Annotated in this window: 14 protein-coding genes; 12 read left to right on the top strand and 2 right to left on the bottom strand. The window is 39.0% G+C overall.

Annotated features, from left to right (window positions below; genetic code table 11):
- Positions 1–2 precede the first annotated feature (2 nt).
- The 8 genes from bioF (at position 3) to D1Z92_RS07965 (ending at position 6,454) form a co-directional block, all read left to right on the top strand.
- On the top strand, positions 3–1,238 hold the full coding sequence (gene bioF, locus D1Z92_RS08000; protein WP_240666619.1) for an 8-amino-7-oxononanoate synthase: 1,236 nt from the start codon (positions 3–5) through the stop codon (positions 1,236–1,238).
- Positions 1,239–1,299: 61 nt separating this feature from the next.
- A complete protein-coding gene (locus D1Z92_RS07995; RefSeq protein ID WP_128895150.1) occupies positions 1,300–2,031 on the top strand; it encodes an alpha/beta fold hydrolase in 732 nt (243 codons plus the stop codon).
- Positions 2,018–2,869 carry a malonyl-ACP O-methyltransferase BioC gene (gene bioC / locus D1Z92_RS07990; protein WP_128895149.1) on the top strand — a complete coding sequence of 284 codons (852 nt, stop codon included), beginning with the start codon at positions 2,018–2,020 and terminating at the stop codon, positions 2,867–2,869. Before D1Z92_RS07995 ends, bioC begins: the two co-directional genes overlap by 14 nt.
- 330 nt (positions 2,870–3,199) lie before the next feature.
- Positions 3,200–3,493, top strand: a complete 294-nt coding sequence (locus tag D1Z92_RS07985; protein ID WP_164931510.1) for a BhlA/UviB family holin-like peptide — start codon at positions 3,200–3,202, stop codon at positions 3,491–3,493.
- Positions 3,494–3,814: 321 nt separating this feature from the next.
- Entirely contained in the window at positions 3,815–4,144 is a 330-nt protein-coding gene (locus D1Z92_RS07980; protein ID WP_128895147.1) for a sigma factor-like helix-turn-helix DNA-binding protein, read from the top strand.
- Entirely contained in the window at positions 4,099–4,326 is a 228-nt protein-coding gene (locus D1Z92_RS07975) for a helix-turn-helix domain-containing protein (protein WP_128895146.1), read from the top strand. Before D1Z92_RS07980 ends, D1Z92_RS07975 begins: the two co-directional genes overlap by 46 nt.
- A 437-nt stretch (positions 4,327–4,763) precedes the next feature.
- The gene (locus D1Z92_RS07970; RefSeq protein WP_128895145.1) at positions 4,764–5,387 is read left to right on the top strand and encodes a hypothetical protein; all 624 of its coding nucleotides are present in this window, start codon (positions 4,764–4,766) and stop codon (positions 5,385–5,387) included.
- A gap of 122 nt (positions 5,388–5,509) precedes the next feature.
- Positions 5,510–6,454 carry a M57 family metalloprotease gene (locus tag D1Z92_RS07965; protein ID WP_164931509.1) on the top strand — a complete coding sequence of 315 codons (945 nt, stop codon included), beginning with the start codon at positions 5,510–5,512 and terminating at the stop codon, positions 6,452–6,454.
- A gap of 75 nt (positions 6,455–6,529) precedes the next feature.
- Here D1Z92_RS07965 and D1Z92_RS07960 read toward each other — a convergent pair whose 3' ends face one another.
- Together D1Z92_RS07960 and D1Z92_RS07955 are read right to left on the bottom strand one after the other, a co-directional pair.
- Positions 6,530–7,846: a glutamate-1-semialdehyde 2,1-aminomutase gene (locus tag D1Z92_RS07960; protein WP_128895143.1), complete on the bottom strand. Its 1,317-nt coding sequence runs from the start codon at positions 7,844–7,846 to the stop codon at positions 6,530–6,532.
- Positions 7,847–7,944: 98 nt separating this feature from the next.
- The gene (locus D1Z92_RS07955) at positions 7,945–8,970 is read right to left on the bottom strand and encodes an LCP family protein (protein ID WP_128895142.1); all 1,026 of its coding nucleotides are present in this window, start codon (positions 8,968–8,970) and stop codon (positions 7,945–7,947) included.
- 192 nt (positions 8,971–9,162) lie between these two features.
- On the opposite strand from D1Z92_RS07955, the gene D1Z92_RS07950 reads away from it, so the two are divergent.
- The 4 genes from D1Z92_RS07950 to D1Z92_RS07935 form a co-directional block, all read left to right on the top strand.
- A complete protein-coding gene (locus tag D1Z92_RS07950) occupies positions 9,163–10,191 on the top strand; it encodes an ABC transporter ATP-binding protein (RefSeq protein WP_128895141.1) in 1,029 nt (342 codons plus the stop codon).
- Positions 10,184–10,978, top strand: coding sequence for an ABC transporter permease (locus D1Z92_RS07945; protein WP_128895140.1), 795 nt, complete (start codon positions 10,184–10,186; stop codon positions 10,976–10,978). The genes D1Z92_RS07950 and D1Z92_RS07945 overlap by 8 nt, the downstream gene beginning before the upstream one ends.
- Before the next feature lie 6 nt (positions 10,979–10,984).
- Positions 10,985–11,770, top strand: a complete 786-nt coding sequence (locus D1Z92_RS07940; protein ID WP_240666618.1) for an ABC transporter permease — start codon at positions 10,985–10,987, stop codon at positions 11,768–11,770.
- A gap of 545 nt (positions 11,771–12,315) precedes the next feature.
- Positions 12,316–14,769 (top strand): fibronectin type III domain-containing protein (locus D1Z92_RS07935; RefSeq protein WP_370741245.1); only part of this gene is annotated, 2,454 nt, incomplete at its 3' end.

Genomic DNA, 14,769 nt, shown 5'->3' with positions numbered 1-14,769 from the left:
CTATGAGTAAGACTAAGAAGTCGACATTAGACTGGATGCACAGAAAACTAGATGATTTGCAGCAACAATCCCAATATCGGACGCTAACGGAAACGACCTTGTTGCCAAATGGTTGGCTCATGCGAAACCAGCAAAAAATGCTGAACCTAGCATCGAATGACTATTTAGGTTTAAGTTTGGCTCCTATAGCGGATCAAGATTATAATCATATTCAATCTAGTGCATCCAATCTAGTATTACCGCCTGACAAAGGGCAAGAACAACATGTTCCCATTGGTGCAGCCGCTTCGAGGCTCATCAGTGGACACTCTCTGCTATACGAAACATTTGAACAAGATTTTGCAGCGTATAAGCAGACGGAAAGTGCATTAATATTTAATAGTGGCTATATGGCAAACATCGGTGTCATCAGTGCTATTGTTGGACGTGGAGATATTATTTTTAGTGACCGATTAAATCACGCGAGTATCATAGACGGGAGCATATTATCTCGAGCAGAAGTGAAGCGTTATCGGCACGGTGATCTAGATCACTTGCAATCTCTACTAGAGAAAGCTCCAGCGAAAGCGAAAAAACTTATCATTTCAGACAGTATTTTTAGTATGGACGGTACCGTGGCCCCCATAGCATCATTAGTGGAACTGAAAAACAAATATGGTGCGATGCTGATGATAGATGAAGCACACAGTGGTGGTGTTTACGGAAAGCAAGGAGAAGGACTAGTTCATGAACTTGGCTTGACTAACGAAGTAGAAATTCATATGGGTACATTCAGCAAAGCATTTGGTAGTTACGGTGCCTATATTGCGGGTGACCAAGTGTTAAAGGATTACCTTATCAATCATGCGCGCAGCTTTATTTACACGACAGCGATGCCCCCGCAATGGATGGTTACGCTGAGAAAGCAATGGCAAACACTACGTGATGAGCAATGGCGTAGAGAGGCGCTGCAAGAACGAGCGTGTTGGTTCCGCAACCAACTTCAACATGCTGGATTACACATAGGAGCATCTACGACACATATAATCCCTGTTATTGTAGGTGGCAATGAGGAAACATTACAATTTGCAAAGCGATTGCAAGAAGAAGGGATAGCAGCGGTTGCTATAAGACCGCCTACAGTTCGGCAGCAAGAGGCGAGAATAAGATTCACGTTAATGAGTGTGCACCAGTGGGAAGATTTACAATGGGCTGTAGATACGATCATTACTACAGCGAAAGCAATGGATTTGATCTGACACTTTCCCGCCTGTATAGGTGGGATATTTTTTCTAACAATATAGTAAGGAGTTTGAAGTCATGGAATCTATTATTTGGATCCCTGGTTGGGGCATGTCTCCGCTAATCTATCATGCATTGGAGAAAGATTTACCCACTATTCGTCATCATCATGTTGATTTTAAAGATTGTAACGATGTAACAGCATTTCAACATAAAATACATAGCGCGTTACAGCAAGCAGAGTCTAACGTGACAATAATCGGATGGTCGATGGGGGGCATGCTTGCACTGCAAACGTTATTCCAACAAAATAACCATCTCGATAAACGCATAGACCGTGTCATGATCATCTCTAGCTCATTAAAATTTATAAGTAAAGAGCGAACGCTCGGATGGCCGATGCGTATGGTGAAGGTGATGCAGCAACGGTTGCTGGAACAACGCCAATCAGTATGGGACTCCTTCACCAAGCTGATGTTCAGTAAACATGACTTGCCTCTCATTACTCAGGATCATAAGGAAATACTTAGAACGTCGGATTGGTGTCATCAAGCATTAGAAGGTGGGCTACAATATCTAATGCAAGTGGATTTGACCACGGCATGGGAAGCTTGGAGAAAACATCATCCTGATTTCCCTCTGCGTTGGATTCATGGAATAGAAGATGCAGTATGCCCTGTGCAAGCATTGCCGCAGTCGTTACATGAAAAGCATAAACTCATCTTAGAACATACAGGTCATGTGCCTTTTATTTCTTATCATGACAGGATGGTTCATGAAATAAGGAGTTTTATTTATGGTAGTGAATAAACATCAAGTTCGACTTCATTTTGATAAAAACGCATATCAGTATGAACAATATGCATCATTGCAAGAACAGATGGCGCAGCGATTAGTACATACCGTGTTATCCCAAAGGGATGCAACGCAAATCCATCATATATTGGAGATCGGAAGTGGAACAGGGCTTTTAACAAGGAAGTTGTTGCAGTATTTTCCCCATGCTATCATCACCGCAATCGATATTTCCTCTCATATGATAGAGCAAGCACAAGCAAGCCTGTCTAAAGCGCAACGAGCGCGTGTTCATTTTATATGTGAGGATGCGGAGCATATGGAGTCTATTCAAAATCAATGGAGTACTTTAGATCCTCACCATGATAACGTAGACCTCATCATCTCCAACGCATCTTTTCAATGGTTTAACGAACCGAAGAAAACGATAGGCCGCTATATTCATCAATTTTTAGATCAAGGTTTGTTTGCATTTAGTACGTTTGGACCGCGAACGTTTCATGAAATGCATCACGCTTTCGAGGTAGCAGAGCAGATAGAAGGAAGAAATGCACAGCGAAGAGGACAACCGTTTGTATCCCTGCCCTATTGGGATGAAGTCATGACGGCACATCACGGGGTAAAATTAGCCCTGCATACAAGGGAAGAGAAACAATACTTTAAGTCTGTATTAGACTTTCTGCGCAGCATCCAACGTATTGGAGCATCGAGTGCCAATTCATCTTCTCAACAAGCGTATTTATCTAAAGCGTTGTTAAAAAGCATGACAGCGCAATACGAATCATTATACACTACATCTCACGGGATAGAAGCAACGTATGAAATCATTGAAGGTTGTTATGCAATAGGATGAAGAAAAGAAGTAGTCGCCAAGCAAGAAAGCAACTGCAACAACAGATCGTATACGACTACATACGAAATATAGTTATCCATGGATGACGCACAATGCAGTCAATGCAGTGCTGGAATCTATAGAAAAATATATAGATGCTGTAAAGCTGAAGCCCTTTGGTTTCAGTTTTTTTATGATCTTATCCATCTTACCTTCTATTTATTTACATAAAAATATAGGTTAGTACAGTATATTACAAATGAATAACGGTATAAGTTGTACGAAATGATGTTTGATTGCCTTTATAGTACAGACCGAGGTTTTAACATTAAAACGGGAGAGGTGAATAACGTGAATGTAGAGTTTGATATGTTAGGTTACTTTTCTTTATATGGACCGTTTTCAGTACTGTTTGTAAGTTTATTTTATTGGACATTAAAAACGTATACACACCGGGAGGATATTTATCGAAGAGAATTGCAAGAAATGCGTAGTGAAATAAACACGTTTACGAAGCAATATAATGAAAGATCAAAAGAGTTTAATGAGGTTATTATAAAATTTGCCGATAAATTAGAATTAGTAAATGAAGTCTATAAAAAAGTGAATAACATCGAAACAAAATTAGACAACAAAGAAATATGAAATATATACACTATACACTTTAATTCTCCAATTAACCCTATTTATCTCATGTAAAAATACGATGTATAATGACAATTATCATCGTTTTTCTGTGCATTTTAGGATACATACTTTTATATTAGTTGATAAATTGCTCGATTTTTGTCTGTTTTTAATTAAGTAAACATTTTAATACATATTATATTTATTTTAATAGAAAATAAAAATATTTTATTATAAGCACAATTTATATTACATTCTTCTTAAATTGGTTGTAAATTATGAACCATAATCTACCTATTTATGTAGAGACGTGAAAGGGAGGGGAAAATAATATCTAATATGATAGAAATAGAAGAATGTCGAATATTTTTAAGAAGAACGGCGTGGAAATTACAGTATCGTTCTCGTGTACAGCGAAACAAGGAGTCTTTTTTATTTCAAGATTATTTTACTTCTCAACCTGGCTTTGAAAATGATTTAGTTTTAAAACTACATGTAGAAGAATTGCTGGAATCCATCTCTTCACATCGTGGGAAATATATTTTAATTAGACTGTTTTATGAGCAAGCAACAGAAAAAGAAATAGCTTCAGAATTAAATATATCTCAACAGGCGGTGAGTAAATGGAAAAAAAAGATTTTGCAGTCTATACAAATGAAGACCATATGATTGAAAGTTATTTTGAAAAAGCTAAAACAGGCGACAAAAAAGCACTTGAAATTATACTCGCTTACTTTGATGAAGAAATACAGTATTTATCTAAATATATTAGACTTCCTAAAGAAGATGCAATGCAATCGATACGAACAGAACTTATAGCATACATTCTCCAATTAGATCAGCCTAAATAGATGGAATTATAAAATAATAATGATGATTGCTTGCTATTGTTAGCAAGCTTTTCTTATGTCGTACTGTCCTGCTTTGTTCATCCTATGCATTTCATAAGCTAGTTATTTCCTATCAATAATTTCATCATACATCTTACTTTGAGATGTTGTTATGTTTTATTAAGGGCTTAATGATGAGTTGAGCATGGTCTAATTTTCCTGTTATATATTTTATTTTTGTAATAATTAACCTTTTTTATTTATTTTAGTTGTAAAAAAGAGTTATTTTTTCCTTAATATTTGAAAACACAATAAAACAACATCAACTAAGGTGGAGTTGATTTTTGTTTTACCACCAAGTGTTTGAAAGTGTAGTTGAGTCACTTGTTTCGGGATAAAGGCACGTGATTTATATCCTACTATACGTCATTATATTAAATTTTTTGGAGGTCATGAGAATGCCAAATTACAAGTTATCCGTATTTTTCGATGATAAAGATCTAGAAAGAATTTGTTGTGCAAAACAAAAAGTTGTATTAATAAAACAATCAGGAAAAGGTTCTCCATTAGCATGGGTTACCTTTGATCCATTCGAATTAACAGAAATAACGTGGGAGGATAAATATGGGGTATATGCCTCAGCCTCTGCGACACAAAATGGAGCAACTATTTCCAAACATTCCAGTAAAGACGCTATATCTGAATATTGTTACACGTTTAGTTGTGGTAGATTTACACAAAATTTTGGAAAAGGAAAAGGTCCTTTCCCAGAGACAGTAATTCCAGCCGATGGGTACGGTGTATATAATCAGTCTGGTCGTGATCTGACTTTCGGTTTATATCAAGATGTTTCTGTAAATGGTGCTTCTTATCCGAAGTCCCCAATTAATGCAGTCAAGGTACTAAACGAAGATGTAGATACGTTCTCTCCTTTAGAAGAAGTACAAATCTTTTTACAGTCGAATATCCAGCAAGGACTAGTACTTTCTGACTTAACTAGTCAGCGTACCACGCTGGAATTTGGGAATGGCACGGATAGTATCGGGGTTAAATTCGACGGTGCTCGATTTATTCAAGTTTAATGTTTATCGTTTCTTCAAACGATTTTAATAGAAATAAAAGGTAGTACTGTATGCATCATTAATCGTAACTAGGGATCAGTATAAATTTAAAATCAAGTTAAACTAGAGATGGGGGAATGGTTATGCCTACACCAGTATGGCCCTATAGTTGGCCTTCTAAAGATATCACGTTTAAAATTGATAGTGGCACAACATATTATAATGCAGCCGCATCAAGATGGAATAATGCAACGAATGTAACGATGACTTCAGGAGATAGTGATGTTTTCATAGCAAAAGAAGTCAATGCAGGAGAAACAGGATGGGATGGTATTTCTCAAAGATCAAGTTCAGGTAGCGAGATTACGGGATGTACGGTAAAGTTAAACACTTTTTATACAAGTCAAGAAAAATATACGGAAGAAATCATAAAAGGTATTGCTACGCATGAATTTGGACATGCCTTAGGGTTAAAACATAGTGACGAGGGTCCAGATAAAACCATTATGTACCCTAATACATTTTCAGCAGATAAAGTTAGGGTAACCACGCCACAGCAACCAGATATTGAAGCAATAAATGGCAAGTATTCTTCTGGACTTCAGGCTGCTCCGTTGGATGTGGATACAGAATATTCTGTTATTACACCACATTATACGACAAACTATGAAGGGTATATATGTGATGCAGATGTGATCGTAGAAGGGATCGTAGAGTCTGCAGGAGATGGTAGTGAGCATACTTTTGGAGACGATAAAGACACTTCGCTTATTTACACAGATTTTGATATTAACGTGAAGGTTGTATATGATGGTTCTATTCCATGTGGTATGCTAACGGTTCATCAAATGGGCGGAAAGTATGGAGGAAAAGAACATAAAGTAGAGGGCAGCACGCCGTTCACCATTGGACAGAGGGTATTGTTACACCTTAGATGGTTAAATGGGCATTACTATTTAATAAATGAAGATGAAGGTGTGCATATCAAACAATGTGGACACGAGTACGTAAATGTAAAAACAAATAATAAGATGCACAAGTTAACATTTCTTCAGCAGTTAGAAGAAATAAAAAATGCAAGAAAATAATGTATAGTGATTAAAAAATAAGTAAGAGAAAAGAGTGGAGCTTATGTGATTGCATGAGCTCCACTCCTATTTTGTTTACGTAGAAGATAGCATTTGCCTTAGCGCAAAATCTACTGTCGTAATCGTTTTTTCAATATCTGCTTCCGTATGGGCGGTGGTAATAAACCACGCTTCATACTTGGATGGTGCTAAGTTAATGCCCTGCTGCAGCATGTATCGGAAAAATGCTGCAAATTGCTCCCCATCTGTATCTTGTGCTTCCTCATAATTCGTAACAGGGTGGTCGCAGAAGTGTGTAGACAATGCGCCAACAATTCGATTGACAGTCATCGGAATGCCATATTTATGAGAAGCTTCTACAATGCCTTGTTCCAGCATCGCACCTAATTTTCCTAACTTTTCATACGTTCCTTCCTGCTGCAATACTTCCAAACAAGCAATGCCCGCAGAGATGGAAGCGGGGTTACCAGCCATCGTCCCTGCTTGATACGCAGGACCCAGCGGTGCGACTTGCTCCATAATTTCTTTTTTACCTCCATAAGCACCAATGGGAAGTCCACCACCGATGATTTTACCTAGCGCCGTAAGATCAGGTTCTATCGCTTTATGGTCAGGGAAATAGGAGAAAGTCTGCGCAGATCCATAGTGAAAGCGAAATGCACTGATGACTTCATCATAGATGACAAGTGCTCCATGCTGCCTCGTCACTTCACATAACTGCTCTAAAAATCCTGGCTCTGGCACAACCATGCCGAAATTACCGACAATCGGCTCGATCATCACGGCTGCAATTTCGTCACCCCATCGTTCTAATGCAGAACGCAATGCATCGATGTCATTGAACGGTACCGTGATGATTTCCTGTGCAATGGTAGGCGGAATGCCTGCGCTATCTGGAATACCTAACGTAGATGGTCCTGATCCTGCTGCGACAAGCACTAAGTCAGAATGGCCGTGGTAACATCCAGCAAACTTAATGACTTTGCTTCTACCTGTATAAGCACGAGCGACACGAATCGTTGTCATCACGGCTTCCGTACCAGAATTAACAAAGCGGACTTTATCCATCGATGGTATCGCTTCTTTTAACATGGCAGCAAATTTATTTTCTAGTACGGTTGGCGTACCATACAATGTACCGTTTTCGGCAGCTTTGCAAATGGCTGCTGTAACATGCGGATGAGCATGTCCAGTAATAATCGGTCCATAAGCTGCTAAGTAATCAATATAGCGGTTATCATCTTCGTCATAGAAGTACGCACCTTCCGCTCGCTTCATGTATACCGGAGCACCGCCGCCTACTGCGCGAAAAGAGCGAGAAGGACTGTTTACCCCTCCTACGATATGTTCTAAAGCTTGTTCATGTAATTGTTCTGATCTTTTCCGTTGCATGTGTCACACACCTATCTTGTTATTAATATGATGATCATGGTTGAATGGGTATTGATTATATATAAAAATGTAACGTACCTTCACTATGCAAGTGATGGTTACTCTGTGGTATTACCTTCTTGCTCGTCATTTTGCATGTCATCTTCCGTTTGTTCTGGAACAGGAGGTTCAAACTGTTCTTGTACAAAATCTTTGATGGCAGTTGGAGAAACCGTAATGACACTCGCGCCCCCGATCGTCGTTTCGTTCAATAACTCTAGCGGTGGTAACTGCACAGATTTTATTTCGCTCGTATTTAATTCAAGTGCAAGGGAACCTAATTTTAGCATGTCTGTTGCAGATAAATTCGTACGAATGTAGTCTTTTGTACCATTTAAGATGTCAGGTATTTTAAAAATGCTAGACACAGATTGCATTTCTTTCATAATCGCAGATAATAGCTTTCTCTGTCTTTCTGTTCTCGTATAATCACTTCCAATATCGCCGCGATATCGAACGTATTGCAGCGCTTTTTGACCGTCTAATTCTTGCACACCGGCCGTTAAATAAATGTCTTCTGGATGATTATACTTTCCATCGTAATTGACATCATACATCATGTTTTTTTCTATTTCGTATTCTATGCCACCTAACGCATCGACTAAGCCGACGAAAGTCTCGAAGTCGACAGAGGCGTAATATTGAATAGGGATGTCTAGCCATTCGCTAATGGCTTTCATCGATAATTCCGCACCACCAAGGGTATAGGCTGCATTCGCTCGGTTAGAGCCGTAGCCAGGAATAGGAATATAAGCATCTCGTAATACGGACATTAAAATAATTTCATTCGTTACAGGATCAATGGAAGCAACGATCATCGTATCTGTTCGTGCAGCTTGCGTCTCATTCCGATTGTCGCCGCCCAATAATAAAATGTTTACTCTTTCCTTTCCCTCCCATTCTGGAGGTATATATGTCTCTTCCTTATCATTGTTTTGTTCATTTCCAGTAACATCTTCCTCAATCGCAGTTATCGTCTGATAAAAATCATAAAATGAATACGCATAATAGGCGACAAAGCCAAAAACTACAATAAAAACTAACGATACCATTCGTTTGAAAAACTTCTTTTTGTTTATTTTCATGTCATTAGCATGTCCTCTCTAACAGTATGTTTCTCTAAGTTGCTGACATGGTGCACGTTCCTACATAGTCAAAAAAACCGTAATCCGTTATAATCGGATAGGATAAAAAAATATTTTTATGCGTGCAACCTTACCATATTGTATAGAAACTAGATCATGATTTCAAATAAATTTGTAAGGGGAGGACAAAAAGTGCTGGCAATCGAAGTAGAAAATTTACGCAAAGAATTTCGCGTACAACAAAATAGAGAAGGGTTGAAGGGCGCTTTTCGCGACTTATTTAAACGTCGTTACAATCATGTCACTGCTGTAGAAAACATTAATTTCCAAATACCAAAAGGGGAAATTTGCGGCTATATAGGGGAGAATGGTGCCGGCAAATCGACAACGATTAAGATGCTGACCGGCATTTTAGTACCTACATCAGGTAAGGTGGTCGTAAACGGTTACGTTCCTTTTCAAGAGCGGGAGAAATATGTAAAGGAAATCGGTGTCGTGTTTGGCCAACGGAGTCAATTGTGGTGGGATATTGCTGTGATTGAATCGTTCCAATTGCTGCGAAAAGTATACCGAGTACCTGAGCAAGATTTTAAAAAGAGAATGGATGAACTAGTAGAACGACTACATTTACAAGAAGTATTGCATCGACCGGTGCGTAAATTAAGTTTAGGGCAACGGATGCGTTGTGAGCTGGCAGCATCGTTACTGCACAACCCATCTATCGTATTTTTAGATGAACCTACGATCGGATTAGATATTGTGGTGAAAACAGAAATTAGACAATTTTTGAAAGAGATGAATAAAAAATACGAAACGACGATCTTGTTAACGACGCATGATTTACAAGACATTGAGGCGTTATGTTCGCGTGTCGTCATGCTGGATGAAGGGAAAATCATTTATGATGGTGACCTAGAGCAATTAAAACAGCGATGGGGCAAAGGGAAGGAAATTGTGTTTCACTTTGCTGAAGCGGTCAACATGCAAACATTGCAACAGTTGACGCAAGGCATGGAAGTAAAATGGCAGCAAGATCATCCTTACGAAGCGAAAGTGTGGGTTCCATTTGAGCAGGAAAACGTTTCAGAAGTGATGCGCAGCGTGGTGAGTGAGTTAAATATTAACGACATGAAAATTATTGAGACGAATACAGACGATATTGTGCGGGAGATCTATAAATCAGGTTCTGCGGAGACGGCAGGAGAGAACCATCATGCTTAGTGCTTATGTGGATATGATCCGTATTCGCTTTTTGATGATGCTTGCGTATCGCGTCAATTATTTTAGTGGCATTATTATTTATACGTTAAACATTGGTGCGTATTATTTTTTATGGAAAGCGATATATGGAGGGAATGACACACTCGCTGGCTTTACCGTATTGCAGATGACGACTTATATCGCGATATCGTGGATGGCGAGAGCATTTTATTTTAACAATTTAGATCGTGAAATTGCGAATGAGATCAAGGACGGTAGCGTAGCTGTGCAAATGATCCGTCCATATCAATATTTAATCGTGAAGATGATGCAAGGCTTAGGAGAAGGGCTGTTTCGTCTGTTGCTGTTCTCTGCGCCAGGAATGATAATTATTACCTTTTTATTCCCTATTCAATTACCAACGGACGTCATGACATGGGCTATCTTCATGGTGATGATATTTTTTAGTTTCTTAATTAATTCGCAAATTAATATTATGGTCGGTTTGTTTGCTTTCTTTGTGGAAAATAACGAAGGGCTGATGCGCATGAAGCGAGTGGCTGTGGATTTATTTTCAGGACTTATTATTCCGCTCAGTTTCTTTCCCTTGTGGGCAGAATCAATCTTGCGCTGGCTGCCTTTTCAAGCGATTACCTTCTTACCTGCATCGGTGTTTACAGGTAGAGTAACGGGACAGCAAGTGTACGATGCACTACTGACGCAAGTGGTGTGGTTTATCGTACTCATTTTACCTATCGTGTTCATATGGCGTAAATCTAGACAGCGTTTATTCGTGCAAGGGGGTTAGCATACCGTGTATTATGCAACTATTTTTTGGGATTACACGAAAACATACATGAAAACTCGCATGACGTATCGAGCAGATTTTATCATTGAAGTGCTGACCAACTTAGCGTTTCAGCTGATGAATTTATTGTTTATAATCGTCGTGTTTCAGCATACGTCTTTCCTTGGCGGGTGGAGTAGAGAAGAAATTATTTTTATTTACGGTTACTTCATGCTGCCATATGGTGTGTTTATGACATTTTTTAATTTATGGGACTTTACAGAGCGCTATATCGTGAAAGGTGAAATGGATCGCATATTAACACGTCCAGCATATAATCTCGTTCAATTAATGTTGGAAAATATGAACCCTTCTTCGTTGTTTGGTTCTTTAACGGGAATGCTCATTATGGGTTATGCATGGCTGCAACTCGATGTGACATTACAGTGGTATGATCCGTTTGTATTACTGCTCTTTGTAGCGGGATCGGTGATGGTGTACGGTGGTATTTATATTTCGATCACGGCACTTTCGTTTTTTTCTGATGCACCAACGGGTATTCACGCTCTGATGTGGAATATTCAAAACTACGGCAGGTATCCTGTGAACATTTACAATAAAGTCATTCGTTTCGTTTTAACATGGATATTGCCATTTGCGTTTGTGGGCATTTATCCGTCTGCATTCTTCTTAGATAAAGAAGTAACGACACTGTTCTCCTTTTTAACTCCAGTTGTCGGATTGGCATTTCTGACAATGGGGATATTGATTTGGAACTTTGGTGTAAGGAAATATCGCGGGGCAGGATCGTAATTTCAACTTTTTCATGCTGTTTGAAAAAGTTTAGTTTGTGATCCTTTTGTGTCATCGTAACAGATAACAGCAGTAAGACATAAAATTGTAGTTGGGAAAGTGGCAGAAGCGATGAAATCATGCCGTTCATCATTTTGTCACTTTTTTATTTTGAAAAGTTTAAAGTTGGGTTTAATAAATTTGAAAATTATGTTTAATAACCTTAGAAGTCAGTCATATCAAGGGAAGCAACATTCTGGTAAAAAATAGAAATATAAAAACCGTATTGTACTATCTATTGGAGCTAAAAACGTGACAATAAAATGCAAAATTAAATATTGCGAACAAAATAAAGCTCTAGTAAAATACAAACAGTTGATTAAATGAAAGGAAAATTTAAGAAGTAGTGAAGTGGAAGAGAGGGGATGTACGTCGTTGCCAGCGATGTAAACACGCGAAGACACTATAGAATAAAGTAGTACATTACTGTGATAAGTAGCTTTACTGACATGCTGTAAATTAAACGTTTTTATTTATTTTTAAATAACTGAGAGGTGCATGAGAAGATGAATAACGGATCGAAAAAAGTGTTTGCAATCATATTAACATTAGCGATGTTAGTAGGTTTTATTCCAATGCAAAAGGTGGAGGCAAGCACACCGACTCCTATAGGATCGGCATTTGAAACTATACAGAATGAACAAGATCTAAAGTACGAACGAAAAAGTTTGAGTTTAGAAATAGTTGGCGATAATATGTACGCCGTTGGTGGTTTTAATGGAAAGTTTGCATTTGCTAGTGGAACAGTAGAAGCATTGGATGTCAGCAACACACCATCTGCATGGATACAAGTAGATAGTATGGAGACAACTAGATATAACCATACCACTGCAGTCGTAGGGGATAAAATATATAGTATGGGTGGAAATAAAACAAGTGGTAGTGATCCAGATTCAAGACAGAGTGTAGAAGTATATGACTCCGTTCAAGATAAATGGACGATGATATCGGAGCAGCTTAATACAAGTAGAATACATGCAGAAAGTGCCGTAGTAGATGATAAAATATATGTGACTGGCGGTAGTTCAGCAACAGTAGAAGTGTTGGATACTAACAATCAACAAGACGGATGGAAGATGGCTGATTCCATGTCTTATGTTAGAGCAAGTCATGGAATAGCGGTAGTAGATAAAAAGATTTATGTCATAGGTGGAGATGCAAAACAATCGATGGAAGTGTTTGATACACAAAATCCTAGCCAAGGTTGGACAGTTATCGGAGAAGATATGTTAAATGGTAACTGGGGAAATATTGAAGCAGTAGTAGTTGGAAAAAAAATATATGCTGTAATGGACACTGATATCAATAGCAAACCGGTTCTTTCTTTGCAGGTTTACGATACTACATATCCTGAATTAGGTTGGATTACATTGCCGCACAATATAAAGCCTAGAACTTCTTCCAGTGTGGCAGAAAAAGACGGTGTTCTTTATATTGTAGGTGGTTATAAAAATGATCCTTATAGCGCGAATAGAGAGTTTTTAAAAACAGTACAATCCTTGGATTTGAATGGAATTACAGACATGCCCCAGAACGTCAATGCTTCCATGACAACGGGTCAAGTGGATTTAAGTTGGGATGCGGTGCAAGGTGCTACAGGCTACACCATCAAGCGATCGACGCAACCGGAAGGTCCGTATACTTTAGTAGCACAAACACTTACGGAATTGACATACCAAGATCAAAGTGTAAATCCAGGCACAACCTACTATTATACGATCACAGCTTATAACGGAAAAGGGGAAGGAATACGTTCCCGTGTGATGCAAGCTTCAGAGCAACTTGTTAGCCCTGTATTGTATGCACAAAGTGAAATAGAGGCTGTAAAATTAAATTGGAATACGGTAACAAATGCAACGTATTACAACGTAAAAAGATCCGATGTGCAGGGTGGAAGTTATGCTACAGTAACTACAACTACGTATGATTATTATGATGATATAGCTGTAACCGCTGGGGATACTTATTACTACGTCGTTACAGCAGTGAACGCAGTAGAAGAGAGTGCAAATTCTAACGAAGTTGTTGCAACACCACAATCAGCGCAGCAGAAACCACAAGCACCAACAGGATTGCAAGCGATGGCTGGTGACGGAGAAGTAGAACTAAACTGGAACAGTGTAAACGATGCAACATCATACAAAGTGAAGCGTGCAACAACACAAGGAGGAAGCTACGTAGAAATAACAGCAACATCGGCAGCATCCTACAAGGATACAAGCGTTAGCAACGGAACAACCTACTATTACGTCGTAACAGCTGAAAATGCAGCGGGAGAGAGTGGCGCTTCTAACGAATCCACTGCAACACCACAAGCACCGCAACAGAAGCCACAAGCGCCAACAGGATTGCAAGCGATGGCTGGTGACGGAGAAGTAGAACTAAACTGGAACAGTGTAAACGATGCAACATCATACAAAGTGAAGCGTGCAACAACACAAGGAGGAAGCTACGTAGAAATAACAGCAACATCGGCAGCATCCTACAAGGATACAAGCGTTAGCAACGGAACAACCTACTATTACGTTGTAACAGCTGTAAATGCAGCGGGAGAGAGTGGAACTTCTACCGAATCCACTGCAACACCACAAGCACCGCAACAGAAGCCACAAGCCCCAACAGGATTACAAACGGTAGCTGGAGACGGAGAAGTAGAACTAAATTGGAACAGTGTAAACGATGCGACATCATATAAAGTGAAGCGTTCAGAAACACAAGGAGGAAGCTACGTAGAAATAGCAACAACGACGGCAGCATCCTACACCGATACAAGCGTAAGCAACGGAACAACCTACTATTACGTTGTAACAGCTGTAAATGCAGCGGGAGAGAGTGGCGCTTCCAGCGAATCCACTGCAACACCACAAGGGACAACACAAAATCCTTTAAAACCACAGATTACAAATGCAACATGGGATGCAAATCAAAGTGAAGTCGTGATAAATTGGAATACCATAACC

The organism is Longirhabdus pacifica (assembly GCF_004115085.1).
Lineage (GTDB): Bacteria > Bacillota > Bacilli > Paenibacillales > DSM-105158 > Longirhabdus > Longirhabdus pacifica.
This window is presented reverse-complemented; position numbering and strand designations above follow the sequence as displayed.

Excerpts from the sequence above, each read along its gene's own strand:
- bioC (WP_128895149.1), top strand. The coding sequence starts at position 2,018 with ATGGTAGTGAATAAACATCAAGTTCGACTTCATTTTGATAAAAACGCA.
- D1Z92_RS07995 (WP_128895150.1), top strand. The coding sequence starts at position 1,300 with ATGGAATCTATTATTTGGATCCCTGGTTGGGGCATGTCTCCGCTAATC.
- D1Z92_RS07960 (WP_128895143.1), bottom strand. The coding sequence starts at position 7,846 with ATGCAACGGAAAAGATCAGAACAATTACATGAACAAGCTTTAGAACAT.
- D1Z92_RS07980 (WP_128895147.1), top strand. The coding sequence starts at position 3,815 with ATGATAGAAATAGAAGAATGTCGAATATTTTTAAGAAGAACGGCGTGG.
- D1Z92_RS07965 (WP_164931509.1), top strand. The coding sequence starts at position 5,510 with ATGCCTACACCAGTATGGCCCTATAGTTGGCCTTCTAAAGATATCACG.
- D1Z92_RS07945 (WP_128895140.1), top strand. The coding sequence starts at position 10,184 with ATGCTTAGTGCTTATGTGGATATGATCCGTATTCGCTTTTTGATGATG.
- D1Z92_RS07970 (WP_128895145.1), top strand. The coding sequence starts at position 4,764 with ATGCCAAATTACAAGTTATCCGTATTTTTCGATGATAAAGATCTAGAA.
- D1Z92_RS07955 (WP_128895142.1), bottom strand. The coding sequence starts at position 8,970 with ATGAAAATAAACAAAAAGAAGTTTTTCAAACGAATGGTATCGTTAGTT.
- D1Z92_RS07975 (WP_128895146.1), top strand. The coding sequence starts at position 4,099 with ATGGAAAAAAAAGATTTTGCAGTCTATACAAATGAAGACCATATGATT.
- bioF (WP_240666619.1), top strand. The coding sequence starts at position 3 with ATGAGTAAGACTAAGAAGTCGACATTAGACTGGATGCACAGAAAACTA.